Here is a 25,470-nt window from a genome sequence, read left to right as displayed (position 1 = left end):
CTTCGGAATGCGTTACGTCAGTTGAAGTCGACCGCGCGGATCGTGTGCGCGCCGACCGAAGCGCCGATCGGCTCCAGCAGGTGCGCGTCGATGTGGCGGTCGACGCGCAGCAGCATCACGGCGTCGGAGCCGTCGGTCGTCTGGCTGATCTGCGCGGCCTCGATGTTGATGCCGGCTTCGCCGAGCAGCGTGCCGACCCGGCCCATCACGCCCGGGCGGTCGCCGTACTCGACCAGTAGGACCGTGCCCTCGGCACGCAGGTCGAAGCCGCGGCCGTTGACCTCGACCAGCTTCTCGACCTCGTCCTTGCCGGTGACCGAACCGGACACCGTGAGCACCTGGCCGTCGGCGTGCACCGCGCGCACGGTGACCAGGCTGCGGAACTTCGGGCTCTCCGGCTCGGTCTCGAGCTCGACCTGGACGCCCAGCTTCTCCGCCAGCTGCGGCGCGTTGACGAACGTGACCTGGTCCTCGACCACGCCGGTGAACACCCCGCGCAGCGCGGCGAGCTGCAGCACGCCGGTGTCCTCGCTGGAGATCTCGCCCTTGACCTGCACGGTCACCGAGGTCGGCGCCTTCGGGTTCAGCGCGGTGAGCAGCGTGCCGAGCTTCTGGGTCAGCGACAGGTACGGGCGGACGTGCTCGCCGACGCCGCCGCCGGACACGTTGACCGCGTCCGGCACGAAGTCGCCGCGCAGCGCCAGCAGCACCGACTTCGCGACGTCGGTGCCCGCGCGGTCCTGCGCCTCGGCCGTCGACGCGCCCAGGTGCGGCGTCACGACGACGTTCTCCAGCTCGAACAGCGGGCTGGACGTGGTCGGCTCGCTGGCGAAGACGTCGATGCCGGCGCCGCCGACGTGCCCCGAGCGCAGCGCGTCCGCCAGGTCCTGCTCGACGATCAGCCCGCCGCGCGCGGCGTTGACGATGATGACGCCCGGCTTGGTCTTCTTCAGCGCCTCGGCGTCGATGAGGCCCTTGGTCTCCGGCGTCTTCGGCAGGTGGATCGAGATGGCGTCGGCACGCGCGAGGAGCTCGTCGAGGGTGACGAGCTCGATGCCGAGCTGCGCGGCGCGCGCGGCCGAGACGTACGGGTCGTAGGCGATGATCTCGGTGTCGAACGCGGCGAGCCGCTTGCTGAACAGCTGGCCGATCTTGCCGAGGCCGACCACGCCGATGGTCTTGCCCTGCAGTTCGACGCCGGAGAACGAGCTGCGCTTCCACTCGCCGCCGCGGAGGCTCTGGTCGGCCGCCGGGACCCGGCGCGCGACCGACAGCAGCAGCGCGACGGCGTGCTCGGCGGCGGAGACGATGTTCGACGTCGGCGCGTTCACGACGAGGACACCGCGCTCGGTGGCGGCGGGCACCTCGACGTTGTCCAGGCCGACGCCCGCGCGGGCGACGACCTTGAGCTGCGTGGTGGCGCCGAGGACCTCGGCGTCGACCTGGGTGGCGGAGCGGACCAGGAGCGCGTCGGCGCTCTTCACCGCCTCGAGCAGCGCGGAGCGGTCCGTCCCGTCGACGTTCCGGACCTCCACCTCGTCACCGAACACACTCAGCACGGAGGGGGCGAGCTTCTCCGCGATGAGGACGACGGGCTTGTTGGGCTTGCTCACGATGCGGCTCCCACTATCTGGTCATTTCCAGGACGCTCTGTGTCGACAAACGGTCTCTGCACGTCGTTGTGCCCCGGTCGAGCCGGAGTTTAACCCGCTGGGCCGCCCCCTGGCTTCCCACGGTGTTAACTCGCCCGTAATCCCTCGAAAACAAGAGCCAGCAGGCGCTGCATGCCCCCCGGGCCGGGCAGGTGACCGCCCGCCCAGGATGCCGCGTGCAGCAACAGAAGGAGCTCGTGCGTGGTGATGTCCTTGCGTAGTGCGCCTTCTTTTTTCGCACGTTCCACTAGATGGGAACCAGCCTCGCGCATTGCGTGGCACGACGCGTACAAACGGGACGATTCGTCGCTCAGCGCGTCGGCGGTCAGCTCCACGAGGCCGCGAAAGGTGCCGGTCGCGTCGCCGAGCCCGGTCAGCCAGGCCTGCAGCGCGTCGAGCGGCTCGGGGTGCGTCAGCAGCTCCCGCGCGCGCTCGGCCTGACCGTCGAAGCGGGCGCGAAGCAACGCCTCGAGCAGCGCCTCGCGGGTCGGGAAGTGGCGGTAGAGCGTGCCGATGCCGACGCCGGCGCGGCGCGCGATGTCCTCCAACGACGCCTCGACGCCGTGCTCGGCGAAGGCGCGCTGCGCCTCTTCGAGGAGGCGCTCGTAGTTGCGGCGGGCGTCCGCGCGCATCGGCTTGACTTCGGTCATCGCCTTTCCGACCCTACCGGGTAGCCAATCGGAGGCTACCTCCGTATATTAACCGGAGGCAGCCTCAGATTACTGGAGGGAACGAGGATGACCCTGGTCGAAAACACCCGTGCCCGGCTCGGCGCGATCGGCGCCTGGCTGCCGAGCGCACCCCTGCAACCCCCGCCGGACGTCGAGCGCGCGGCCACCCGGCGGCTCGCCGAAGCCGGCTACCGCTCGGTCTGGAGCGGCGAAGGCCCCGGCACCCGCGAGGTGTTCGCCCACTTCGGCGACCTGCTCGCGTCGGTGCCGGACGTCGTGCTCGGCACCGGCATCGCGAACACCTGGCTGCGGCGCGGAACGACCGCGCACAAGGGCGGGGCGACACTCGCCCAGGCACATCCGGGCCGGTTCGTGCTCGGCATCGGCGTCGGGCACGCGTTCCAGGCCGCGCAGCTCGGCGAGGAGTACCGGCCGCTCGACCGGATGCGCGCCTATCTGTCCGAAATGGACGCGGCCGCGGCCGAAACGCCTTCTCCGGTGGCGTTTCCACGCGTGCTGGCCGCCGTCGGGCCGCGGATGCTCGAGCTTTCGCGCGACCACGCCGACGGTGCGCACCCGTTCGCCCAGCCGGTCTCGCACACGCCATACGCCCGCGAGATCCTCGGGCTGGACAAGCTCCTGATCCCCCAGCAGACGGTCCTGCTCGGCACCCGCGAGGACGCGCGAGAGAGCGTCCGGCGGCGCGTGGCCCAGTCGCGCGAGTACTCCGTCACCGTCTACCTCGCGGGCTGGAAACGCCTGGGCTACACCGAAACCGACATCGCCGGGCCGAGCGACCGGTTCGTCGACGACCTCGTCCTGTGGGGCGACGCCACGACCATCGCGAAACGCCTGGACGAAGTGCTCGACGCGGGCGCGGACCACGTCCTGCTGACGCCGTCCGCGGCCACGTTCGAGTCCACTGTGGACGTGCTGGCCGAGCTGGCCCCGGCGGTGCTCCGATGAGCGTCGGGATCTGGCAGTTCTTCGACGGCGCTCCGATCGGCGAAGTCCGGGAAACCGCGGCGGAGATCGAGGAGCTGGGCTTCGCCGCGTTGTGGTTCGGCGAGTACGCCGGGCGCGAGGCGTTCACGCAGGCGGCGTTGCTCCTCGCGGCGACGTCGAAGCTGACGGTCGCGACCGGCGTCGCGCGGTTCGACCAGCGGTCCCCGCTCGCGGCGGAAGGCGCGATCCGCGCGCTGGGCGAGGCCCACCCGGGCCGGTTCGTCGCCGGGCTGGGCGGGCACCGGCCGGGCGCGCGGCCGCTGACGGCGTTGCGCGAGTACCTGGACGGGATGGACGCGGCCGAGCTGCCCGGACTCCCCCAACCTGATCCGCGCCCGCGTCGCGTGCTCGCCGCACTGGGCCCGAAACTGCTGGACCTGGCGGCCGAACGCGCGGACGGCGCCCACCCGTACTTCGTCCCGCCGGAGCACACGGCGATGGCACGCGAACGACTCGGCCCGGGCAAGTACCTGGCGGTCGAGCAGGCGGTACTCCTCGACCCGGCCCCGGAGGTGGCCCGCGAGCACGTCGCGAGCTACGTCCGGCTCGCACGCCACCACCGCGAAAACCTGCGCCGCCTCGGCTTCACGGAATCGGATCTGGCCGACGGCGGCAGCAGCCGCCTGGTCGACGCGATCGTCGCAAGCGGCGAACAAGCCGTGTCAGACCGGATCCAAGCCCACCTCGACGCGGGCGCCGACCACGTCTGCGTCCAAGTCCTGACCCGCACCAAAGACTCCTACCGCCGCCTGGCCGACCTGACCCGAGGGGCATCACGCGTGTCCTGAAAGGCATCACGCGTGATGGAAGGGGCATCACCGTGTCGCCCCTCCAATCACGCGTGATGCCCCTCCAATCACGCGTAATGCCTCCCCAATCACGCGTGATGCCCCTTCGATCACGGCGGAGTAGGGTGGCGGGGCGCGGTGAGGGCCGCGTCCCGTCCGCGGAAAGGGCCGAGCCCACCCCTGCAGCACCGCACCACCAGCTCCGCACCTTCTTTCCTGCCCGGTGCCGGCGGACCACGGGCGACGAGGGAAGGAGGCACCATGGGCACGTTGCCCGCCAAGCCCAGCCTGGACCAGCTGCGCAAACGCGCGAAGGACCTCGCACGCGCCGAAGGCGTCAAACTCACCGAAGCGCAGTTCCGCATCGCGCGCGACCACGGCTTCCCGAGCTGGCCGAAGCTGCAGGCGTACGTCCGGCGCGTCACCGAGCACGGCGATGCCCTGCAGCACCCCTACCACCAGGACGTCGAGTACTACGCCGAACGCGCGCTCGGCCTGCTCGCGTCCGCGGAGGACGACACCCCCGGCGCGAAAGAACCGTTCGAGCGCTGGGGTCAGCCGCTCACCAAGGACGGCGCCCTCGTGGTCGTCGCCCGGGAACACGGTTTCGTTTCCTGGCGCGCACTCCGCGACCACGTCGAGTCCCTTGTGGACAGTGGCGAGCCGTTCGCCCGGGCGTACCGCGCCGTCGAGGCCCGGGACGCCGAGCAGCTCGAACGGCTCCTCGAGGAGTTCCCCGGCCTGGTCACCGCCCGCGGCACCAACGGCAACGACCTGCTCGGCATGGCCGGCGCGACCGGCGCCGAGCGGCTCAGCCGGGTGCCGCTGGCCCACGGCGCCGACCCGGCTCGCGGCAACGTCCACGGCTGGACGCCGTTGCACCAGGCCACCTACAGCAACCGGGCGCGACTCGTCGACGTCCTGCTCGAGGCGGGCGCACCGGTCGAGGTCTCCGCGCGCGGAGACGGGGGTACTCCCCTCGTCGTCGCGCTGTTCTGGGGCCACCGCCGGGCCGCGGAGAAGCTGGCCGCCCGCAGCTTGGCGCCCGGCAACCTGCGCGTCGCGGCCGGGCTCGGCCACGCCGGCCTCCTCGACGAGGTCCTGGGCCGTCCCGCCGCCGGTGCCCACCGCGGCTTCTACCGCCCGCACAGCGGATTCCCGAAGTGGCAGCCGACGGACGACCCGGCGGAGGTCCGCGACGAAGCCGTCGCGTGGGCGGCCCGCAACGACCGCACCGACGCCCTGCGCACGCTGGCCGAGCACGGCGCCGACCTCGACGCGGACGTCTACCGCGGCACCGGCCTCACCTGGGCGGCGGCGACCGGCAGGCTCGCCGCGATCCGGACCCTGCTGGACCTCGGCGCCGACGTGAACCGGCGAGGCACGTTCGGCGGCCCGGGGCACGGCGAGCACGTGACGGCCCTGCACCTGGCCGCCCAGTCCGGGCGCCTCGACGCGATCCGGCTCCTCGTCGAGGGCGGCGCCGACCTCGAAGCCCGGGACGGCCTCTTCGACAGCACCCCGGAGAGGTGGGCCGACGTCTGCGAGCAGCCGGCCGCCCGGGACCTCCTGCGATCCCTGTAGACAACCGGAGTCTGTAGTCCGTATCTTCAGAGGCGGACTACAGACTCCGCTTTGCCCACTGGGAGGACCCATGCCCGCACCCCGCGACGTCTTCGCCGCCCTGTCCGACGGCATCAGCGAAGGACGGTTCGGCGACCTTTCCGCGCTCTATGCCGAAGACACCGTCGTCGAACACCCTCAGGCCGTGCCGCGGCCGACGCGCATCGAGGGCCGCGAAGCCGTCCACGAACGCTTCACCGGCGCCCTGGCCGGCGCGTACCGGCTCAAGCGCAAGAACGTCGTCGTCCACGAGACGACGGATCCCGAGGTGATCGTCGCCGAATACGCCTACGACGCCGAGTCCGTCGAGACCGGCCGGACGATCCCGACGAACAACATCCAGGTCCTGCGCGTGCGCGACGGCCTGATCGTCCATTCCCGCGACTACCACGACTACCTGCGCCTGGCCGTCATCCGCGACGGCGTCGACCAGCTCGTGAAGGCCTACGAGGGGGCGCCGCCGCGCGAGCTGTCCCCGGTCACGCCGGAAAGCGCGGGCACGGTGTTCGAACGGCTCGTGCACGGCGTCGCGGGCGGGCGCTGGGACGAGCTGCCGGAGCTGTACGCCGAGGAAACCCACGTGACGCACCCGTTCCTGCCGGGTTCGGGCGTGGTCCGCACGCGCGACGAACTGCGCGAGCACTTCGCCGCGGGCAAGGCGCTCAACCCCGGCTTCTCGGTGACGGACCTGGTCACCTACCAGGGCCTCGATCCGGAGGTGCTGATCGGTGAGTTCGCCTACCAGGGCGAATACGGCGGCAAGCCGGTGCGCATCGCCAACATCTTCGCGATGCGGATCCGCGACGGCCTGGTCGTCGAATCCCGCGACTACGGCGACCACCTCGCCGTCGCCGGCGAGCTGGGCGGGATCCCGGAGCTGGCCGCACGGCTCGCTTAGGCGTCGGGCAGGTCGAATTCGCCGTCGCGGACGCCTTTCAGGAACGCGTCCCATTCCGACGGGGTGAAGACGAGAACCACCCCGTCGGCGTCCGGCGACCTCCGCAATGCGGTGTAGGTGACGCCGTCGGTGTGCGGCACGAACGCGTATTCGACGACCTCGTCGAGGTGCTCGCCCGCGGGCTCACCCCGGATCCACTCGGCCCCGGAAAGGTCGAGGTGGTGCCGGATGTGCGCCTTGTCATCGGTCATGCGGCCAGCGTAACGAGAAGACGCGGAAGGGGACGCCCGGCATGCGGGCGTCCCCTTCCCGAACGGAAAATCAGGCGGTCTCGGTGATCGGCCGGTCCACCCACGACATCAGGTCGCGCAGCTTCTTGCCGGTCGCCTCGATCGGGTGCTGGTTGCCCTGCTCCTCGAGCTTGGTGAAGTTCGGCCGGCCGGCCTCGTCCTCGGCGACCCACTCACGCGCGAACGTGCCGTCCTGGATCTCACCGAGGATCTTCTTCATCTCTTCCTTGACCGCCGGCGAGATGACGCGCGGGCCGCGGGTCAGGTCGCCGTACTCGGCGGTGTCGGAGATCGAGTAGCGCTGGCGCGCGATGCCGCCCTCGTACATGAGGTCGACGATCAGCTTCAGCTCGTGCAGCACCTCGAAGTAGGCGATCTCCGGGGCGTAGCCGGCCTCGGTGAGCACCTCGAAGCCGGTCTGCACCAGCGCGGACGCGCCACCGCAGAGCACGGCCTGCTCGCCGAAGAGGTCGGTCTCGGTCTCCTCGGTGAACGTCGTCTTGATGACACCGGCACGGGCACCGCCGATGGCGGCCGCGTAGGAGAGGGCGAGCGCCTGGGCGTTGCCGGAGGCGTCCTGCTCCACGGCGATGAGCGCCGGGACGCCCTTGCCGTCGACGAACTGGCGGCGGACCAGGTGGCCCGGGCCCTTCGGGGCGACCATCGCGACGTCGACGTTCGCCGGCGGCTTGATCAGGTCGTAGCGGATGTTGAAACCGTGCCCGAAGAAGAGCGCGTCGCCGTCCTTGAGGTTGGGGGCGATGTCCTGCTCGTAGATGAAGCGCTGCTTCGTGTCCGGCGCCAGGATCATGATCAGGTCGGCTTCGGCCGACGCCTCGGCCGGGGTGAGCACGCGCAGGCCCTGCTCCTCGGCCTTCGCCCGCGACTTGGACCCCTCGGGCAGGCCGATGCGGACGTCGACGCCGGAGTCGCGCAGGCTCAGCGAGTGGGCGTGGCCCTGGCTGCCGTAGCCGATCACGGCGACCTTGCGCCCCTGGATGATCGAGAGGTCGGCGTCGTCGTCGTAGAAGATTTCCACTGCCATGGGGGTTACTGCTTCCTTTCCTGACTTACAAAGACTTCGTTAACGCGGTGAGGTGGCAGTGATGGAACGGGCGCCACGCCCGACCGCGACCATGCCGGACTGGACCAGCTCGCGGATGCCATAGGGCTCCAGCATCCGCAGCAGGGCACCGATCTTGTCCGACGTCCCGGTCGCCTCGACGGTGAGCGCCTCCGGGGACACGTCCACCACCTTCGCACGGAAGAGCTGGACGGTTTCGAGGACCTGGCTGCGCACGGTGTTGTCGGCGCGGACCTTCACGAGCAGCAGTTCGCGCTGCACGGCGGTCGACTGCTCCAGCTCGACGATCTTGATCACGTTGACCAGCTTGTTGAGCTGTTTGGTCACCTGCTCGAGCGGTAGCTCTTCGACAGCGACCACGATCGTCATGCGGGACACCTCGGGGTTTTCCGTGGGCCCGACGGCGAGGGACTCGATGTTGAACCCGCGGCGGGAGAACAGGCCCGAGACGCGTGCGAGCACACCCGGCTTGTTCTCGACCAGCACACTCAGCGTGTGGACGCTCATCTCAGCGCTCACCTTCCCCGGCGGCTTCGGCGGCGGCCTCGGTCGTCTCGACCGAAACCTCGTCGTCGTCGAACAGCGGCCGGATGCCCCGGACCGCCATGATCTCGTCGTTGCCGGTGCCCGCGGCGACCATCGGCCACACCTGGGCATCCTTCCCCACGACGAAGTCGATCACGACGGGGCGGTCGTTGATCTCCATCGCGCGGCGGATGGTGGCGTCGACGTCTTCCTTCGTCTCGCACCGCAGGCCCGCGCAGCCCAGCGCCTCGGCCAGCAGCACGAAGTCCGGGATGCGGTGCTTGTGCGTGCCGAGGTCGGTGTTGGAGTACCGCTCCGAGTAGAAGAGGTTCTGCCACTGGCGGACCATGCCCAGGTTGCCGTTGTTGATGACGGCGACCTTGATCGGCGCGCCCTCGATCGCGCAGGTGGCGAGCTCCTGGTTGGTCATCTGGAAGCAGCCGTCGCCGTCGATCGCCCACACCGGGGTGTCCGGGACGCCGAACTGCGCGCCCATCGCGGCGGGAACGGCGAAGCCCATGGTGCCGAGGCCGCCGGAGTTGATCCAGGTGCGCGGGTTCTCGTACTTGACGAACTGCGCGGCCCACATCTGGTGCTGGCCGACACCGGCGGCGTACACCGCGTCCGGCCCGACGAGCTCGCCGATCCGCTCGATGACGTACTGCGGCGACAGCGAACCGTCGTCGGGCCACTCGTAACCGGCCGGGTAGGTCTTGCGCCAGTCGTCGGCCTGGGTCCACCAGTCGGCGAGGTCCGGCCGGCCGCCGTGCTCGAACTCCGTGGTGACCGCGGCGATCAGCTCGCCGATGATCTCCTTGCAGTCGCCCACGATCGGCACGTCGGCCTTGCGGTTCTTGGAGATCTCGGCCGGGTCGATGTCGGCGTGCACGATCGCGGCGTCCGGCGCGAACGACGACAGCTGGCCGGTGACCCGGTCGTCGAACCGGGCGCCGAGCGCGATCAGCAGGTCGGCACGCTGCATCGCGGCGACGGCGGCGACCGAGCCGTGCATGCCCGGCATGCCGAGGTGCTGCGGGTGCGAGTCGGGGAACGCACCGCGCGCCATCAGCGTGGTGACGACGGGGATGTTCGTCAGCTCGGCCAGCTGCTTCAGCTGCTCGTGCGCCTCGGCCTTGATCACGCCGCCACCGACGTACAGCACCGGGCGACGCGACTTCGCGATCAGCTTCGCGGCTTCGCGGACCTGCTTGCCGTGCGGGCGCAACGTCGGGCGGTAGCCCGGAAGGCGCAGCTCGGTCGGCCAGGAGAACGAGGTCATCTCCTGCAGCACGTCCTTCGGGATGTCCACCAGCACCGGGCCGGGCCGGCCCGTGGACGCCAGGTGGAACGCCTCGGCGATGGTCCGCGGGATCTCCGCGGGGTCCGTGACGAGGAAGTTGTGCTTGGTGATCGGCATGGTGATGCCGCAGATGTCGGCTTCCTGGAAGGCGTCCGTGCCGATCAGGGACCGGGACTGCTGCCCGGTGATCGCGACGACCGGGACGGAGTCCATGTTCGCGTCGGCCAGCGGGGTGACCAGGTTGGTCGCGCCCGGGCCCGACGTCGCCATGCAGACGCCGACCTTGCCGGTGGCCTGCGCGTAGCCGGTGGCCGCGTGGCCCGCGCCCTGCTCGTGGCGGACCAGGATGTGGCGGACCTTCGTCGAGTCCAGCAGCGGGTCGTAGGCGGGCAGGATCGTGCCGCCCGGAATGCCGAAGACCACCTCGGCGCCGACCGCCTCGAGCGAGCGCACGAGGGACTGCGCGCCGGTGACGCGCACCGGGGTTCCCGCCGGTGGCGCCGGCTTCGGACGTGCTCCGGGCGTTCCGGGCGTCGGCCCGGGTTTCGCGTCGCTGCGCGACGTGGCACTGGTCATCGGTTCTGCCTCGTGGGTCTCGGTGTCACTCGTTCGGGTCTTTTTTGAGCTCTATCGGTGCGGTGGGGCGGGGAATCTCTTCCCTAGGGCAACAAAAAACCCTCGCCGACCGTAAGGTCGCACGAGGGTCGCGCGTCGACGCAGCGGAAAGACTTCCCTAAGCGTCGACGCGCTTGGGAAGTACGAGGCCGGTCAGCGGTGTCACGACGCTGACGCTAGTCCGAAGGCCTCTCGAGTGTCAACTCTGCGGGATGACGTGTCCGCATCGTGGACGGGGGTCACACCCGCGCGACCCGGGTTCGGGCCGGTCCGCGCCGCGGTGCACCATTTCCGCGTGGCCGAAAAAGACCAGGACGAAGGCCGTAAGGCCGTCTTCCGCATCCCCCGTACGTCCTTCATGGCGATCGCGCTCCTGACGATCTGCGTGACGCCGGTCGCGCTCGGGGACATCCCGTACCTGCAGTGGCTCTACATCTTCCCGATCGCGCTCGCGGTGTTCGTGATCCGGACGCGCACGGTCGCGACGCGCGAAGGCCTGGCGACGCGCACGATGTTCGGTCACCGCGACGTCCCGTGGACGGCGCTGAAGGGCCTCGCGATCACGAAGAAGGCGCGCGTCCAGGCGGTGCTGAAGGACGACACGAAGGTGCCGCTGCCGACCGTCCGGACGCGGCACCTGCCCGTGCTGTCGCTGGTCAGCGAAGGTCTGGTGGCGGATCCGAGCGGACTGCTGGACGCCGAGGACATCAAGCCGGCGGAGAAGCCCGCCGAATAGCCCGGTCTCCCGACAGGCTAAATTGGTAGGACCAGTTTCGCCGGAGTGTCCCGGACCTCCGCCTGGCCCACCATCCGACCTGGGAGTTCGCCGTGCCGCCTCTCCGTTCCCGGACCACCACCCACGGCCGCAACGCCGCGGGCGCCCGCTCGCTCTGGCGCGCCACCGGCATGACCGACAGCGACTTCGGCAAGCCGATCGTGGCGATCGCCAACTCCTACACCCAGTTCGTGCCCGGCCACGTGCACCTCAAGGACCTCGGCGAGATCGTCGCCGGCGCGGTGAAGGAAGCGGGCGGCGTCGCGCGCGAGTTCCACACGATCGCCGTCGACGACGGCATCGCGATGGGTCACTCCGGCATGCTCTACTCGCTGCCTTCGCGCGAGATCATCGCCGACTCGGTGGAGTACATGGTCAACGCGCACCAGGCCGACGCGCTGGTGTGCATCTCCAACTGCGACAAGATCACCCCGGGCATGCTCAACGCCGCGATGCGGCTGAACATCCCGGTGGTGTTCGTCTCGGGCGGCCCGATGGAGGCCGGCAAGGCGGTCGTCGTCGGCGGCGTCGCGCAGGCCCCGACCGACCTCATCACCGCGATCGCGGCGTCGGCGAGCCCCGAGGTCGACGAGGACGGCCTGGCCGTCGTCGAGCGCTCGGCGTGCCCGACGTGCGGGTCGTGCTCCGGCATGTTCACCGCGAACTCCATGAACTGCCTCACCGAGGCCCTCGGGTTGTCGCTTCCCGGCAACGGCTCCACGCTGGCGACGCACGCCGCGCGCCGCGCGCTGTTCGAGGAGGCCGGCCGCACGGTCGTCGAGCTGTGCCGCCGGTGGTACGAAAACGACGACGACTCGGTCCTGCCGCGCTCGATCGCGTCGAAGGCGGCGTTCGAGAACGCGATGGCCCTCGACATGGCGATGGGCGGCTCCACGAACACGGTGCTGCACATCCTCGCCGCCGCCCAGGAGGGCGAGGTCGACTTCACGATCGCCGACATCGACGCGATCGGCCGCCGCGTGCCCTGCCTGTCGAAGGTGGCGCCGAACTCCGACTACCACATGGAGGACGTCCACCGCGCGGGCGGAATCCCGGCGATCCTGGGCGAGCTGTACCGCGGCGGCCTGCTGAACACGGACGTCCGTTCGGTCCACTCGCCCGACATCGAGTCGTGGCTCGGCACCTGGGACATCCGCGCCGCCTCGCCGTCCGAGACCGCTCTCGAACTGTTCCACGCAGCCCCGGGCGGCGTCCGCACGACGGAAGCGTTCTCGACGTCGAACCGCTGGTCTTCGCTCGACACTGACGCTTCCGGTGGTTGCATCCGCGACGTCGAGCACGCGTACACGAAGGACGGCGGCCTGGCGATCCTCCGCGGCAACCTCGCCGAAAACGGCGCGGTGATCAAGGCAGCGGGCATCGACGAGGACCTCTGGCACTTCGAAGGCCCGGCGCGGGTGCTGGAGAGCCAGGAGGAAGCAGTGTCGGCGATCCTCAAGAAGGAGATCCAGCCGGGCGAAGTCCTGGTGATCCGCTACGAAGGCCCGGCGGGCGGCCCGGGCATGCAGGAGATGCTGCACCCGACGGCATTCCTGAAGGGCTCGGGCCTGGGCAAGAAGTGCGCCCTGATCACGGACGGCCGCTTCTCGGGCGGCTCATCGGGCATCTCGGTGGGCCACATCTCCCCGGAAGCGGCGGCAGGCGGCTTGATCGCCCTGGTGGAGAACGGCGACCGCATCCTGCTGGACGTCCACGAGCGCCGCCTCGAGCTGCTGGTGGACGCGGAGATCCTGGCCGAGCGCCGCGCCAAGATGGAGGCATCGGAGCGCCCGTGGCAGCCGAAGGACCGCCAGCGCCCGATCACGGCGGCCCTGCGTGCGTACGCCCGCATGGCCACGTCCGCCGACACGGGCGCGGTCCGCGACGTGAACAAGTAGGTAGCGCATCAGCCGCGAAGGCCGTCCCGTTCTCGGGGCGGCCTTTCGGCATTCCGCCCCGCGTAGGCCGTCCCGCCCCCAGGGCGACCTTCCGCCATTCCGTTTCAGCCGCGAAGGCCCGCTACTGGTGTGGCCTTTCGGCATCCCGCCTGAGCCGCCGCAGTCATCCCACTCCCCACGGCGGCGTCTCGCCATTCCACTTCAGCCGCGAAGGCCCGCTCTCAGAGCGACTTTCCGCCTCAGCCGCAAAGACCCGCTCCTGGCGCGACCTTTTGGCATTCCGCCCCGTGAAAGCCTCCGCTCCTGGGACTCCCCCTCAACCGCAATGGCCATCCCCGTCCCGGGCGGCCTTCCGCCATTCCGGAGCCCCGCCCGTGAGGGGGACCCCCGGTTTCAACGCTACCGGCAAGCACCGACGATTCCGCGCCCGCGCACCGGAGTTGCCCACAGCCCGACCTCGCAACCCCGGGTTGTCCACAGCCACCCAAGGTCGCCCTCGGTCCGCGCTACCGCGTCAAGACAATGACCACCACGGCAGCCGCAGCAGCCAGCAGCAGCGAAACCAGCCCCAGCGGCAACGGCCGTTTCCGCCACGGCGTGTTCCGCTCCAGCGAAATCGGCCCGGACCCGGTGAAGATCAGGCTGAGCGCCGTCGCCCCGAGCAGCAGCTCGAACTCGAACCCCTGTCCCTGCTGCTCGAAGAACCCGCCGTGGAACTTGGCGTAGACGACGTTCGCGGCGATGCCGAGCAGGCCCGCCGCGGCCAGCGGCGTGAAGAGCCCGACGATCACCAGGGCGCCGCCACCGACCTCGACGATGCCCGTGATCCACGACAGCAGCGTCGTCTGCTTGTGGTAGCCGAACGTCTCCAGCATCCGCGCGAACCCGCCGATGCCGGGCCCGCCGAACAGGCCGAACAGGTGCTGCAGGCCGTGCGCGCCCATGGTCACGCCGAGCGCCAGTCGCAGGATCAGCAGGCCGAGGCCCAGCCCGCCCTGGCGTGGGGTGTCATCGGCACCGTCGTCCTCGACGCCCGACAGGAGGCTGGTGGGCTGCTGCGAGTAATCGTCTCCACTGCTCACGCGCGAAGGGTAGGGGATCCACCCCGGCGTGGCGAGCCGCCGCGCTAGTACTCGCCGTGCACGAGGTTGTCCGGCAGCTCGCCCCCGGCGTACCGCGCGATTTCGGCCGCCGCGACGGCGTACGACCGGGCCCGCACCCCGCGCACCGCCCCGCCGACGTGCGGGGTCAGCAGCAGGCCCGGCGCCGTCCACAGCGGGTGCCCGGGCGGCGGCGGCTCGGGATCGGTGACGTCGAGCGCGGCGCGCAACCGGCCCGTGGTCAATTCGGCGACCAAGGCTGCGGTGTCCACGACGGCGCCGCGGGCCACGTTGACCAGCACCGCGCCGTCGCGCATCTCGGCGAGGAACTCCGCGTCGACCATCCCGCGGGTGCGCGAGGTCAGCGGCACCATCAGCACGACGACGTCGTGGAGGCCGAGCAGCGAGGGCAGCTCGCGCACGCCGTGCACGCCCTCCCGCGCCGTCATCCCGACCATCGTGCACCGCGCGTCGAACGGCTCGAGCCGCCGCCGCAGGTGCCGCCCCAGGTCACCGGCGCCGACGATCAGCACGCGCTTGCCCTGCAGCGTGTCGGCCGATTGCCGGTCCCACCGCTGCTCGCGCTGCGCCTCGGCGAAGACGTCCAGCTTCCGGTACATCGACAGCAGCGCGGCGACGACCCATTCGGCGGTGCTCCCGCCGTGCGCGCCCCGGCAGGTGGAGAGCAGCACGCCGTCGGGCACCTTGCCGATCCAGTCCTCGGCGCCCGCGGCCAGCAGCTGGATCAGCTTCAGGTTCGGGAGCGTGCGCCACAGCTCCTCGCCCGGCGGGTGCTTGCCGGGGATGAGCACCTCGGCCTTCCCGGCCTCCGGCGGCACGGCCTCGCCCCACTGGAAGCGCACGGGCAGGACCCGCGGGACCTCGGCGAGCACGGACATGCCCTCGTCGTCGGGCACCAGCACGGTCAGCGTCATGATCCCCAACGTAATCCAGGAGTACTCACCCATGGTTCACGCACCTGGCCCTAGGCTGGGGAATCATGCGAACCCGGTACCGCTCGGCCCTGCTGGCGATCTTGGCCTGCGGCGTCCTGCTGCCCGCCGGGTGCGCGCGGTTCGACGACACCGCGGCGGGCCAGACGTTCAGCCCCGCGCCCGTCCCCAGCCCCGAGTCGCCGCCCGAGGTCCAGGGCCCCGGCTCGGACTCCGGCGGCGACGGCAAGCAGGTGCGGCCCGGCCAGGCCACGCCGGTGCCACCGCCCCAGGGCTGCAAGGACTTCAACCAGTCGGTGATCGCGACCTGCCTGGACACCGTCGCCGCGGTCGCCGGCCTGCCCGGCGACGGCTCCACGCCGAGCGCGCTGGCCGGCGAGCGCAAGAGCGGCCGCGTGCTGCTCGCGACGGCGGGCAAGGACGCCACGGACTTCGCGAAGCTCGACGTCCAAGCGGACGGTGACGGCGGCCTGACCGGCCTCGCGCTCTCGCCGTCGTACGTCGAGGACCAGCTCGTGTTCGCTTATGTGACCACGGCGACGGACAACCGCGTCGTGCGGTTCGCGAAGGGCCAGGCGGCGAAGCCGGTGCTCACCGGCATCCCCAAGGGCGTGACCGGCAACCGCGGCACGATCAGCACGGACAACCGCGGCGCGCTGCTCGTCGCGACCGGCGACGCGGGCAACCCGAACGCCGCCGCCGACCCCAGCTCCCTCGCCGGGAAGGTGCTGCGGATCGACACGTCCGGCAAGGCCGCGTCGGGTAACCCGAAGGGGTCCCTGGCGGTCGCGGCCGGACTGCACGCCCCGGGCGGGCTGTGCGCCTCCGCCGACGGCGGCCGCGTCTGGGTCACCGACCGGCTCGCCGACAAGGACGCCATCTACCGCGTACAGGCCGGCCAGCCGCTCACGACGCCGGCGTGGACGTGGCAGGACAAGCCGGGCGTCGCGGGCTGCGCGGACTTCGTCGACGCGAACGGCTCGGTCTCGGTCGGCATGTCCCTGGCCGGGAACCTGCAGAACCTGCCGGTGACGGCCGAAGGCGCGGTCAGCGGCAAGCCGACCGTCAGCCTGGACGGCAAGACCGGCAAGCCACCGGAGACGTTCGGGCGGCTCGCCGGGATGAGCATGATCAACCCGCAGATGGCGGTGGCCGGCACGGTCAACAAGGACGGCGGCAAGCCGGTCTCGAGCGACGACCGCGTGGTCCTGATCACACCGGCGACCTCCGGCGGCGGCAACGGCAAGGACTGATCCGGGCAGCCACGCCGGCGGCTAAGTCAGCGGCTTCAGCTCCACCCGCCGTCCCTCGGCCGATGACGCCAGCCCGGCTTCGGCGAGCTGCAACCCGCGCGCGGCCGAGAAGAAGTCGTACCGGTGCGGCCGCCCGGCGACGACGTCCCGGACGAACTCCTCCCACTGGGCCTTGAAGCCGTTGTCGAACTCGGTGTTGTCCGGCACCTCCTGCCACTGGTCCCGGAACGGCTCGGTGGCCGGGAGGTCGGGGTTCCAGACCGGCTTGGGCGTCGCGGACCGGTGCTGGACGCGGCATCGTCGCAATCCGGCTACGGCGCTGCCCTCGGTGCCGTCGACCTGGAACTCGACCAGCTCGTCGCGGAACACCCGCGTGGACCACGACGAGTTGATCTGCGCGATAGCTCCCGATTCGAGCTCGAAAATGCCGTACGCGGCATCGTCGGCCGTCGCCGCGTACGGCTCGCCCTGCTCGTCCCACCGGCGCGGGATGTGCGTGGTCGCTTTCGCGGTCACGGCCGATACGCGGCCGAAGAGGTTCTCCAGGACGTAGTTCCAGTGGCAGAACATGTCGAGCACGATCCCGCCGCCGTCTTCGGCGCGGTAGTTCCAGCTCGGCCGCTGCGCCTCCTGCCAGTCGCCCTCGAAGACCCAGTAGCCGAACTCGCCACGCACCGACAGGATTCGTCCGAAGAACCCACCTTTGACGAGCCGCTGCAGTTTGCGCAGGCCCGGGAGGAACAGCTTGTCGTGCACGACGCCGTGGCAGATCCCGGCGTCCCGCGCGAGACCGGCCAGTTCCAGCGCCGACGGCAGCGACTCGGCCAGCGGCTTCTCGGCGTAGACGTGCTTGCCCGCGGCGATCGCGGCCCGCACCGACGGCTCGCGCGCCGACGTCAGCTGGGCGTCGAAGTAGATCTGGACATCACCCAGCGCGGATTCGACGTCCGTCGTCCACGCGGTCAAGCCGTGCCGATCGGCCAGGTCCTTCAGCTTCGCCGCGTTGCGCCCGGCGAGGACCGGTTCGAGCTGCACGCGGGAGCCGTCGGAAAGTTCGACACCGCCTTGTTCGCGGATGGCCAGCACCGACCGCATCAAGTGCTGCCGGTAGCCCATCCGGCCGGTGACGCCGTTGAGCAGCACGCCGATGCTCGTCTGGTTCATCGCTGGCGGCCTTCCTGGTCGAGGGCGTCCCCGCCGGACGGCGAGGTGACACCCGGGATGTCGTATTCCGCGCGGCGCCCGCACATGCCGTAGCCGTCCGGGTTCGACGGCGTCGCGACCCGGACACCCGACCGGTCGAGGTGGCTCCCGTCGCCGTCGGCGAGGGCCTTGAGGTGCGCGCCGGTCAGCTCGGCGGCCTTGAGCGCTCCGGCCTCCCAGCGCGGCACCCAGTCTCCGATTTTCGGCGACACGAGCGCGACGGCCGCCCGGTGGAACGCGCGCAACGGTTCGGCGTCGCCGTCCCGCAGCGCCTCCCGGAGCGGCACGTATCCGCGAATGGCCAGATCACGACGCCTTTTCGCCGCATCGTCATTATTCGGCAACGCGGCGGCCTCGGCATATGCGGCCGGGTCGGCAAGTACATCGGGCGGAAAAGTGAACACGGCGTCGCCCGCCTCGGGCAGGCCACTGTTCTGCATGAGGACGGTGACGCGCAGGCCGTCGCCCTGCACCATCCGGTGGACGGTCCCCGGCGCGAACCACGCGATCACGCCGGCTTCGAGCGGCGTCTCCGCGTAGCCGCCGACGCTCAGCGTCTGGACGGCGCCATGGCCGCCGGTGACGATGTAGGCCTCGGTGCAGGCGAGGTGCAGGTGCGGGCTGCCGCCGCAGACGCCGTCCTCGGCCTCCCAGTCGTAGGCACGCAGGTGCGAAACGCCGACGCCACCCGGTAGCGGGAATTCGTTCATGACCATCCGTGCCTGTCGAGGTAGCGGGTCACCTGATCGCGGTCCCATGCTCCGTCGGCGACCACGACCCGGTAGCGGTAGGTGAAGGTCTCCCCCGGCGGCAGGGCGAACTCTTCGAAGAACGCCCACGAGAAGGCGACCATGGGCGTGTCCTTGGAGCGGACGAACCAGTGCGACTCGTGGATCGCGTCGTCGTTTTCCGGCGAATGGGCGAAGACGAGCGTCGAGTGCGCGTCGACGTCGTCGTGCTCGCCGACGAACGCCAGCCACGGCGCCTGCGCGCCCATCATGGCGTCGCCGCCGAGGTCACCGGGCCCGAGGACGCGCCCGCCGCTGAAGTCGCGCGGGCCTCGCCAGTGCAGGCCGGTGTACCCGGCCTGCTCGCGGCCGGCGGTGGTCGGGCTGCCGAACACGAGCGGGACGTCGCGGACGTTGGTCAGCTCGATGCCCCAGTCGATGGCCCAGGCACCCTCGTCGGGCTCGACGGAGTGGACGACGATGTCCCGCCGCTCACGCGCCCACTCGTCGCCGCGGTTGGCGACCCAGGTGAGCCGTTCGGTGAAGGTCAGCCGGTCGCCGTCGACGGTGAAGCCGGCGAACCCGTCGTGCCGCATCGAGCCGATGCGATCGGGCAGGTCCTGGTACCAGTCACCGGGGACGTAGGTGTGGCCGCCCCAGAAGTTCTGGCCGGACAGGTGGCTGGACGTCATCTGCAGGCCCTTGTGCCACCGGTGGTCGGCGGGCCGGTATCCACTGACGCGCCGCCCGCGAAGGGTGCGCAGCGGGTGGGTGTAGGGCTTGCGGGACTCGTAGGCGACGGGGTCGGGCTTGTACACATAGGACATCAGCTGAACCCCGGCGGCTTCGACGATCACGCGGTCGCCGTGCCGGTGGGTGACGGTGATGGCCTCGCTCATCGCGCCTCGCCTCCCGACATCGCGCGGTAGAAGGGGTCGCCGGGACCGATCTCCCCGCGCCGCACGCTCTGCCCGGTGAAGGCGGCCTTGTACAGCGAGGCGACGAACTCGAGCACCCGCCGCCCGTCAGCCCCGCTGCAGGGCGGCCGTCGTTTGGCTTGAAAAGCGTCCAAAACAGGTTTCAACGCGGCGGCGTGCGAGCTGCCGACGTCCTCCCGCGGTTCACTCTTTGCCCTGGTCAGATGGGTGTATCGCCAGTTTTCGGCAACGTACCCGTAGAGGTGCGTGAGCTCCACGGTGGCGAGCTCGCAGTCGATCCGGATCCGGCTGACTTCGTCCGGCGAGAGGACACTGTTGACGACGGTCGCCAGCGCCCCCGACTCGAACCGGACGAGCGCTGTGGAGACGTCCTCGGTCTCGACGTCGTGCACGAGCCGCGCGGTCATCGCCTGGACTTCGGCCCACTCGCCGGCGGCGTTCGCGTCGCCGGCGAGCAGGTGGAGCAGCAGGTCCATCTGGTGGATGCCGTGCCCCATCGCGGGCCCGCCCCCTTCGGTCTCCCACCGCCCCCGCCACGGGACCGCGTAGTAGCCGGCGTCGCGATACCAGGTGGTCTGACAATGCGCGACAAGCAGACGCCCCAGCGCACCTTGGGTGAGCAGCTGCCGAAAGCGTTCCGCAGACGACCCGGACCGCTGCTGGTACACGAAGGAGGCGTAGGGACCGCCGTCCCGTTCGACGGACGTCATCTCGTCGTACTCGGCAAGCGAACGACAAGGCGGCTTCTCACACCAGACCCAGGCACCGCTTTCCAGGGCCTCCTTGGTCTGCTCGACATGCAACCCTGGCGGCGTGCAGATCGAAACGAGGTCGGGTTCCTGCTCGGCAAGCAACGTACCGAGGTCCTGATACGGCTTGGCATGGTCGGTCGCCGCGCACAACGCAACGGCCCGCCCCTCATCGACATCCGCGACGCCCACCAGGTCGACATCATCGCGGTGGGCCTCATAAGCCTCGCGATGGCTGTCCGCGATCGCCCCCGCCCCGACGACGGCAACCCGCAAGCGCTTTCCCTGAGCCACCCCGGACCTCCCTCCTCGGCAACACCTTCCGCGCGCAGACACCCGGCCTTGCCGCGCCACCTCGGCGACAAGTCCTCTCAGGACGGCCTCTTTCGCCACACGTCCACGCGGCGCGTTCGTCTCCCCGAGCCCCCGCCGACCCGGCCCACGCGCCATTCGGCCGGCGACTCCGCAGTGCCCACTCGAAGTTCCTGGGCGGCTGTACCTCTCACCGCCCGACTTCGACCGTCTCAGAAAGCGCTTTCTCACGCAACGGCGAGACGCGATGTCAACGATGTCACCGCGGGCCTCAACCGGAACGGACGACTCAACCACCGACGGTCACCGACGGCCGCCCAGCGATCCGTTCGTTCTCAGCAGAAAGGGCTTCCAGCGCCCAGACGGGTCAGCGGCTCTTGCTGCGAGGCTCGCGCTTCCGCGGCTGCCGGCTCTCAGCCCGCGCCGCCCGCACGTCCAGAAAGGCGACCACACCCGAAACGACCGCGGCGAACAGTCCGAGGAGCCGGCCGAAGCCCGGCTCGATGGCGATCCCGGCGGCGTCGAAGATGCCGCGCTGGTCGGCGTCGAACTCCCAGTCCAGCGTGAACCAGCCGAGCACCATCAGCAGCAGCGCCGCCGCGGCGACCACCAGCCACAAGTGCGGCAGGCCGCCGACCCGCACCTTCCGGATTCGCCCGAAGGCGACCACGGCCAGACCGGCCAGCAGCAACGGCAGCGGCGGGCACCACGCGAAGAAGCCCGAATGCCACGCGTCCCGGACGACGTCGCTGTGCGGCAACGTCGTGAGAATGACTTCGATGTCCGGCTTGTTGGCGATCAGCGTGATCCACGGCAGGAACGTCGAGCCCAGCGCGAGCAGCCCGGCCGCCAGGCCGAGCCACTCGCGCCAGGTGACGCTCTTGACGGAAAACGACGACAACGTCAGGAACCGACGCGCTCGATGATGAGCTCGCGCACGCGCTTGGCGTCGGCCTGCCCCTTGGTCGCCTTCATGACCGCGCCGACGATCGCACCGGCCGCGGCGACCTTGCCGCCGCGGATCTTGTCCGCGACGTCCGGCTGCGCCGCGAGGGCGTCGTCGATCGCCGACAACAACGCCGAGTCGTCCGAGACGACCTTCAGCCCCCGCTTCTCGACGACATCACGCGGCTCGCCCTCGCCGGCGAGCACGCCCTGGACGACCTCCTTGGCGAGCTTGTTCGTCAGCTCACCGGACGACACCAGCCCGATGACCTCGGCCACCTGCTTCGGCGTGATCGCCAGGTCCGCCAGCTCGACCTCGCGCGCGTTCGCCTCCTGAGCCAGCGTGTTGACCCACCAGCCGCGCGCCTCGTCCGGCGACGCGCCGGCTTCGACCGTGGCCGCGACGAGGTCGACGGCACCGACGTTCAGCAGGTCACGCAGGGCTTCGTCGGAAAGCGACCACTCCTGCTGGATCCGCTTCCGCCGCTCGGACGGCATCTCCGGCAGCGTGCCGCGCAGCTCCTCGACCCACTCGCGCGCCGGCGCGATCGGGACCAGGTCGGGCTCCGGGAAGTACCGGTAGTCCTCAGCGGTCTCCTTCGTCCGGCCCGACGAGGTCGTGCCGTCGGCCTCCTGGAAGTGCCGCGTCTCCTGCTTGATCGAACCGCCCTCGGCGAGGATCGCCGCCTGCCGCGTCATCTCGTAGCGAACGGCGCGCTCGACGCTGCGCAGCGAGTTGACGTTCTTCGTCTCGGTACGCGTGCCGAACTCGGTCGCGTCCTTCGCCATCAGCGAAACGTTCGCGTCGCACCGCAGCGAGCCCTGGTCCATGCGGACGTCGGAGACGTCGAGCGCGCGAAGCAGGTCACGCAAGGCCGTCACGTACGCCCGCGCAACCTCGGGAGCCCGCTCGCCGGTGCCCTCGATCGGCTTGGTGACGATCTCGATCAGCGGCACGCCCGCCCGGTTGTAGTCGAGCAGCGAGTGCTCGGCACCGTGGATCCGGCCGGTGGCGCCACCGACGTGCAGCGACTTGCCGGTGTCCTCTTCCATGTGCGCGCGCTCGATCTCCACGCGCACGACCTCGCCGTCGTCGAGCGTGACGTCGAGGTAGCCGTTGAAGGCGATCGGCTCGTCGTACTGCGACGTCTGGAAGTTCTTCGGCATGTCCGGGTAGAAGTAGTTCTTCCGGGCGAACCGGCACCACTCGGCGATCTCGCAGTTCAGCGCGAGACCGATCCGGATCGCACCCTCGACGGCCTTGCCGTTGACGACCGGCAGCGCGCCCGGCAGGCCGAGGCAGGTCGGGCAGACCTTCGTGTTCGGCTCGCCGCCGAACTCGTTGGCGCAGCCGCAGAACATCTTCGTGTTCGTGTTCAGCTCGACGTGCACCTCGAGCCCGAGCACCGGGTCGAACCGCTCGATGACGTCGGCGTAGTCCATCAACTCGGCCACGGCAGTCACTTCGTTCCTCCCAGCTCCGGGACCTTGTGGATGAGCGCCCCGCCGGCGGCGGCGTCGCGCGCGGCCTCGTAGGCGGCGCCGACCCGGTAGAGCCGGTCGTCGGCGAGCGCCGGGGCCATGATCTGCAGGCCGACCGGCAGGCCGTCCTCGTCGGACAGCCCGCTCGGCACGCTCATCGCGGCGTTGCCGGCGAGGTTCGACGGGATCGTGCACAGGTCGGCGAGGTACATCGCCATCGGGTCGTCGACGCGCTCGCCGATCTTGAACGCCGTGGTCGGCGTCGTGGGCGAAACGAGGACATCGACCTTTTCGAAGGCGGCCGCGAAGTCACGCGTGATCAGCGTGCGCACCTTCTGCGCAGAGCCGTAGTAGGCGTCGTAGTAGCCGGACGACAACGCGTAGGTGCCGAGCATGATCCGCCGCTTGACCTCGGCGCCGAAGCCCTTCTCGCGGGTGAGCGACATGACCTCTTCGGCGCTGTGCGTGCCGTCGTCGGCGACGCGCAGGCCGTAGCGCATGGCGTCGAACCGGGCGAGGTTCGACGAGGCCTCACTTGGCGCGATCAGGTAGTAAGCGGGCAGCGCGTAGACGAAATGCGGACAAGAGACCTCGACGACCTCGGCCCCGAGCGCACGCAGCTGCTCGACCGCGGCTTGGAACGACCGCTCCACGCCCGGCTGGTAGCCCTCGCCACCGAACTCCTTCACGACGCCGACCTTGACGCCCTTGAGGTCACCGGTCATGCCCTGCCGGGCCGCGGCGACCACCGGCGGCACCGGCGCGTCGATGGAGGTCGAGTCCATCGGGTCGTGCCCGGCGATGACTTCGTGCAGCAGGGCAGCGTCGAGCACCGTCCGCGCGCAGGGCCCCGCCTGGTCGAGCGAAGACGAAAACGCGACAAGGCCGTACCGCGACACGCCACCGTAGGTCGGCTTGACGCCGACGGTGCCGGTGACGGACCCGGGCTGCCGGATCGACCCACCGGTGTCGGTCCCGATGGCGATGGCGGCTTCGAAGGCCGCGATCGACGCGGACGAGCCACCGCCCGACCCGCCCGGGATGCGGGCGTGGTCCCACGGGTTGTGCGTCGGGCCGTACGCCGAGTTCTCGGTCGACGACCCCATGGCGAACTCGTCCATGTTGGTCTTGCCGAGAATGACGACGCCGGCTTCGCGCAGCTTGCGCGTCACGGTCGCGTCGTACGGCGGGATCCAGCCTTCGAGCGTTTTCGAACCACACGTCGTCGGGATGCCCTCGGTGGTGAGGACGTCCTTGAGCGCGAGCGGCACGCCGGCCAGCGGCGACGCCGGCTCGTTGCCCCCCGCGATGCCCTCGTCGACGGCCTTGGCAGCGGCCAGCGCGCCTTCGGTGTCGACGTGCAGGAACGCGTGGACGTGGTCGTCGACCTCGGCGATCCGGTCCAGGTGGGCCCGCGTGACCTCGACCGCGGACACCTCGCGCGAGTGGATCTTCTCCGCCAGGTCCGCGGCGGTCAGCTTGATGAGCTCGGTCACTGCTCTTCCCCCAGAATCCGCGGCACCCGGAAGCGGCCCTCTTCGGCGGCCGGCGCCCCGGCCAGCGCCTGCTGCTGCGTGAGCCCGGGGCGGACGACGTCCTGTCGGAAAACGTTCGTCAGCGGCACGGCGTGCGACGTCGGCGGCACGTCGTCGGCGGCGACCTCGCTCACCTTGGCCACCGAGTCCAGGATCTGGTCGAGCTGGCCGGCGAAGACGTCGAGCTCGTCGTCGGTCACGGCCAGCCTGGCCAGCTTCGCGAGGTGCGCGACCTCGTCTCGGGAAATGTTGGGCACGCGGGTGACTCCCGGGTTGTGCTGTGCGGGTTGTCTCGGAAGCTGCAAGTCTATGGTGACGACGCCGGACGACTCGACTGGGTTACGCCCGGCGCAGGCCGGGTGCCGTCCGGCGACGCTCGCGTCCCGCCCGGCGGACAGCGGGTCCCGCACACCGGGTGGGTCTGTCACAATCGGCGACCGGCATCAAGCGTCCCACGGCAAGGCTGGGACGCCAGAGGCGAGAGGGGCGCGTGGTGTCGTTCCTGATCCGGGTCCTCCTTCCGGACAGCCCGGGGACCCTCGGCGCGGTCGCCACGGCGCTCGGCACGGTAGGCGCCGACATCCTCAGCGTGGACGTCGTCGAGCGCGGCACCGGGGTCGCGGTGGACGACCTCGTGGTCGAGCTCCCGTCGGGCCGTCTGCCCGACGCGCTCATCACGGCCGCGGAAAGCGTCGAAGGCGTCGAAGTGGACGCAGTCCGTCCCTACGCGGGCGTCCTGGACACCCACCGCGAGCTCGAACTCGTCGAAGAGATCGCCGCGCAGCCGAAGTCCGGGCTAGACATCCTGGCCGAGGGCGTGCCCCGTATCGTGCGCGCCGGCTGGGCGATGGTCGTCGAACACGCCGAAACCGGCGCCATCCGGCTGGCGTCGTCGAGCGCCGCGCCGGAGACCGCGATCACCGACCTGCCGTGGCTGCCGCTCGAGCGCGCGACAGTGCTCGACGGCGAGGAAGCCTGGATCCCGGAGACGTGGCAAGAGCTCGGCACCGAACTGGCGGCGACGCCGCTCGGCAAGCCGGGCAAGGCGCTGCTGGTCGCCCGCCCAGGCGGGCCGGCCTTCCGCGCCGCCGAAGTCGCGCGACTCGCCCACCTCGCCGGCATCGTCGCCGTCGTCCTCGACGGCTGAC

General features: G+C 70.6%; 24 protein-coding genes. 8 read left to right on the top strand and 16 right to left on the bottom strand.

The window, feature by feature from the left end; all coding sequences use genetic code 11:
• Nucleotides 1-17: 17 nt before the first annotated feature.
• On the bottom strand, nt 18-1,613 hold the full coding sequence (gene serA, locus ACWEN0_RS27825; RefSeq protein ID WP_451979579.1) for a phosphoglycerate dehydrogenase: 1,596 nt from the start codon (nt 1,611-1,613) through the stop codon (nt 18-20).
• Between the two features lie 125 nt (nt 1,614-1,738).
• Entirely contained in the window at nt 1,739-2,302 is a 564-nt protein-coding gene (locus ACWEN0_RS27820; RefSeq protein ID WP_451979576.1) for a TetR/AcrR family transcriptional regulator, read from the bottom strand.
• 87 nt (nt 2,303-2,389) lie between these two features.
• Between ACWEN0_RS27820 and ACWEN0_RS27815 the strand changes: the two genes are divergently transcribed.
• From ACWEN0_RS27815 to ACWEN0_RS27800, 4 genes are all read left to right on the top strand, one after another.
• On the top strand, nt 2,390-3,289 hold the full coding sequence (locus ACWEN0_RS27815; RefSeq protein WP_451979573.1) for a TIGR03620 family F420-dependent LLM class oxidoreductase: 900 nt from the start codon (nt 2,390-2,392) through the stop codon (nt 3,287-3,289).
• Nucleotides 3,286-4,116 (top strand): TIGR03620 family F420-dependent LLM class oxidoreductase, encoded by an 831-nt coding sequence (locus tag ACWEN0_RS27810; protein WP_451979570.1) that lies wholly within the window; start codon nt 3,286-3,288, stop codon nt 4,114-4,116. Before ACWEN0_RS27815 ends, ACWEN0_RS27810 begins: the two co-directional genes overlap by 4 nt.
• Nucleotides 4,117-4,377: 261 nt before the next feature.
• On the top strand, nt 4,378-5,700 hold the full coding sequence (locus ACWEN0_RS27805; protein ID WP_451979567.1) for an ankyrin repeat domain-containing protein: 1,323 nt from the start codon (nt 4,378-4,380) through the stop codon (nt 5,698-5,700).
• Between the two features lie 70 nt (nt 5,701-5,770).
• Nucleotides 5,771-6,637 carry a nuclear transport factor 2 family protein gene (locus ACWEN0_RS27800; RefSeq protein WP_451979565.1) on the top strand — a complete coding sequence of 289 codons (867 nt, stop codon included), beginning with the start codon at nt 5,771-5,773 and terminating at the stop codon, nt 6,635-6,637.
• Here the strand turns inward: ACWEN0_RS27800 and ACWEN0_RS27795 are convergent.
• The 4 genes from ACWEN0_RS27795 to ACWEN0_RS27780 all read right to left on the bottom strand — a co-directional run bounded on the left by ACWEN0_RS27795 (nt 6,634) and on the right by ACWEN0_RS27780 (nt 10,412).
• Nucleotides 6,634-6,888 (bottom strand): DUF397 domain-containing protein, encoded by a 255-nt coding sequence (locus ACWEN0_RS27795; protein ID WP_451979562.1) that lies wholly within the window; start codon nt 6,886-6,888, stop codon nt 6,634-6,636. The two genes, ACWEN0_RS27800 and ACWEN0_RS27795, sit on opposite strands and share 4 nt — an antisense overlap.
• Nucleotides 6,889-6,958: 70 nt before the next feature.
• Nucleotides 6,959-7,972, bottom strand: a complete 1,014-nt coding sequence (gene ilvC / locus ACWEN0_RS27790) for a ketol-acid reductoisomerase (RefSeq protein WP_191309919.1) — start codon at nt 7,970-7,972, stop codon at nt 6,959-6,961.
• 39 nt (nt 7,973-8,011) lie between these two features.
• Complete coding sequence (gene ilvN / locus ACWEN0_RS27785) at nt 8,012-8,518, bottom strand: acetolactate synthase small subunit (RefSeq protein WP_003080760.1); 507 nt, start codon at nt 8,516-8,518, stop codon at nt 8,012-8,014.
• Nucleotide 8,519: 1 nt separating this feature from the next.
• Entirely contained in the window at nt 8,520-10,412 is a 1,893-nt protein-coding gene (locus ACWEN0_RS27780) for an acetolactate synthase large subunit (RefSeq protein WP_451979559.1), read from the bottom strand.
• Nucleotides 10,413-10,746: 334 nt separating this feature from the next.
• Between ACWEN0_RS27780 and ACWEN0_RS27775 the strand changes: the two genes are divergently transcribed.
• Entirely contained in the window at nt 10,747-11,187 is a 441-nt protein-coding gene (locus ACWEN0_RS27775; RefSeq protein WP_451979556.1) for a PH domain-containing protein, read from the top strand.
• 92 nt (nt 11,188-11,279) lie between these two features.
• Entirely contained in the window at nt 11,280-13,124 is a 1,845-nt protein-coding gene (gene ilvD, locus ACWEN0_RS27770; protein ID WP_451979553.1) for a dihydroxy-acid dehydratase, read from the top strand.
• A gap of 506 nt (nt 13,125-13,630) precedes the next feature.
• Here the strand turns inward: ilvD and ACWEN0_RS27765 are convergent.
• Nucleotides 13,631-14,206 (bottom strand): DoxX family protein, encoded by a 576-nt coding sequence (locus ACWEN0_RS27765; RefSeq protein WP_451979551.1) that lies wholly within the window; start codon nt 14,204-14,206, stop codon nt 13,631-13,633.
• Between the two features lie 44 nt (nt 14,207-14,250).
• On the bottom strand, nt 14,251-15,159 hold the full coding sequence (locus ACWEN0_RS27760) for an NAD(P)-dependent oxidoreductase (protein WP_451979548.1): 909 nt from the start codon (nt 15,157-15,159) through the stop codon (nt 14,251-14,253).
• Nucleotides 15,160-15,224: 65 nt separating this feature from the next.
• Here ACWEN0_RS27760 and ACWEN0_RS27755 point away from each other — a divergent pair, with 65 nt between their 5' ends.
• The gene (locus ACWEN0_RS27755; protein ID WP_451979546.1) at nt 15,225-16,430 is read left to right on the top strand and encodes a PQQ-dependent sugar dehydrogenase; all 1,206 of its coding nucleotides are present in this window, start codon (nt 15,225-15,227) and stop codon (nt 16,428-16,430) included.
• A gap of 21 nt (nt 16,431-16,451) precedes the next feature.
• Here the strand turns inward: ACWEN0_RS27755 and ACWEN0_RS27750 are convergent, their stop codons facing one another.
• The 8 genes from ACWEN0_RS27750 to gatC form a co-directional block, all read right to left on the bottom strand.
• Complete coding sequence (locus tag ACWEN0_RS27750) at nt 16,452-17,594, bottom strand: Gfo/Idh/MocA family protein (RefSeq protein ID WP_451979543.1); 1,143 nt, start codon at nt 17,592-17,594, stop codon at nt 16,452-16,454.
• On the bottom strand, nt 17,591-18,343 hold the full coding sequence (locus tag ACWEN0_RS27745; protein ID WP_451979540.1) for a cupin: 753 nt from the start codon (nt 18,341-18,343) through the stop codon (nt 17,591-17,593). The genes ACWEN0_RS27750 and ACWEN0_RS27745 overlap by 4 nt, the downstream gene beginning before the upstream one ends.
• The gene (locus tag ACWEN0_RS27740; RefSeq protein WP_451979537.1) at nt 18,340-19,260 is read right to left on the bottom strand and encodes a DUF6807 domain-containing protein; all 921 of its coding nucleotides are present in this window, start codon (nt 19,258-19,260) and stop codon (nt 18,340-18,342) included. The genes ACWEN0_RS27745 and ACWEN0_RS27740 overlap by 4 nt, the downstream gene beginning before the upstream one ends.
• Nucleotides 19,257-20,342, bottom strand: coding sequence for a Gfo/Idh/MocA family protein (locus ACWEN0_RS27735; protein WP_451979534.1), 1,086 nt, complete (start codon nt 20,340-20,342; stop codon nt 19,257-19,259). Before ACWEN0_RS27735 ends, ACWEN0_RS27740 begins: the two co-directional genes overlap by 4 nt.
• A 385-nt stretch (nt 20,343-20,727) precedes the next feature.
• Complete coding sequence (locus tag ACWEN0_RS27730) at nt 20,728-21,261, bottom strand: hypothetical protein (protein ID WP_451979531.1); 534 nt, start codon at nt 21,259-21,261, stop codon at nt 20,728-20,730.
• Nucleotides 21,262-21,263: 2 nt separating this feature from the next.
• Nucleotides 21,264-22,769: an Asp-tRNA(Asn)/Glu-tRNA(Gln) amidotransferase subunit GatB gene (gene gatB, locus ACWEN0_RS27725; protein ID WP_451979528.1), complete on the bottom strand. Its 1,506-nt coding sequence runs from the start codon at nt 22,767-22,769 to the stop codon at nt 21,264-21,266.
• Nucleotides 22,766-24,283 (bottom strand): Asp-tRNA(Asn)/Glu-tRNA(Gln) amidotransferase subunit GatA, encoded by a 1,518-nt coding sequence (gene gatA, locus ACWEN0_RS27720; RefSeq protein ID WP_451979525.1) that lies wholly within the window; start codon nt 24,281-24,283, stop codon nt 22,766-22,768. Before gatA ends, gatB begins: the two co-directional genes overlap by 4 nt.
• Complete coding sequence (gene gatC, locus ACWEN0_RS27715; RefSeq protein WP_451979522.1) at nt 24,280-24,579, bottom strand: Asp-tRNA(Asn)/Glu-tRNA(Gln) amidotransferase subunit GatC; 300 nt, start codon at nt 24,577-24,579, stop codon at nt 24,280-24,282. Before gatC ends, gatA begins: the two co-directional genes overlap by 4 nt.
• 236 nt (nt 24,580-24,815) lie before the next feature.
• Here gatC and ACWEN0_RS27710 point away from each other — a divergent pair, with 236 nt between their 5' ends.
• Nucleotides 24,816-25,469: an amino acid-binding protein gene (locus ACWEN0_RS27710; RefSeq protein ID WP_451979519.1), complete on the top strand. Its 654-nt coding sequence runs from the start codon at nt 24,816-24,818 to the stop codon at nt 25,467-25,469.
• Nucleotide 25,470 lies beyond the last annotated feature (1 nt).

This window comes from Amycolatopsis sp. NPDC004378 (genome assembly GCF_053602455.1).
This window is presented reverse-complemented; position numbering and strand designations above follow the sequence as displayed.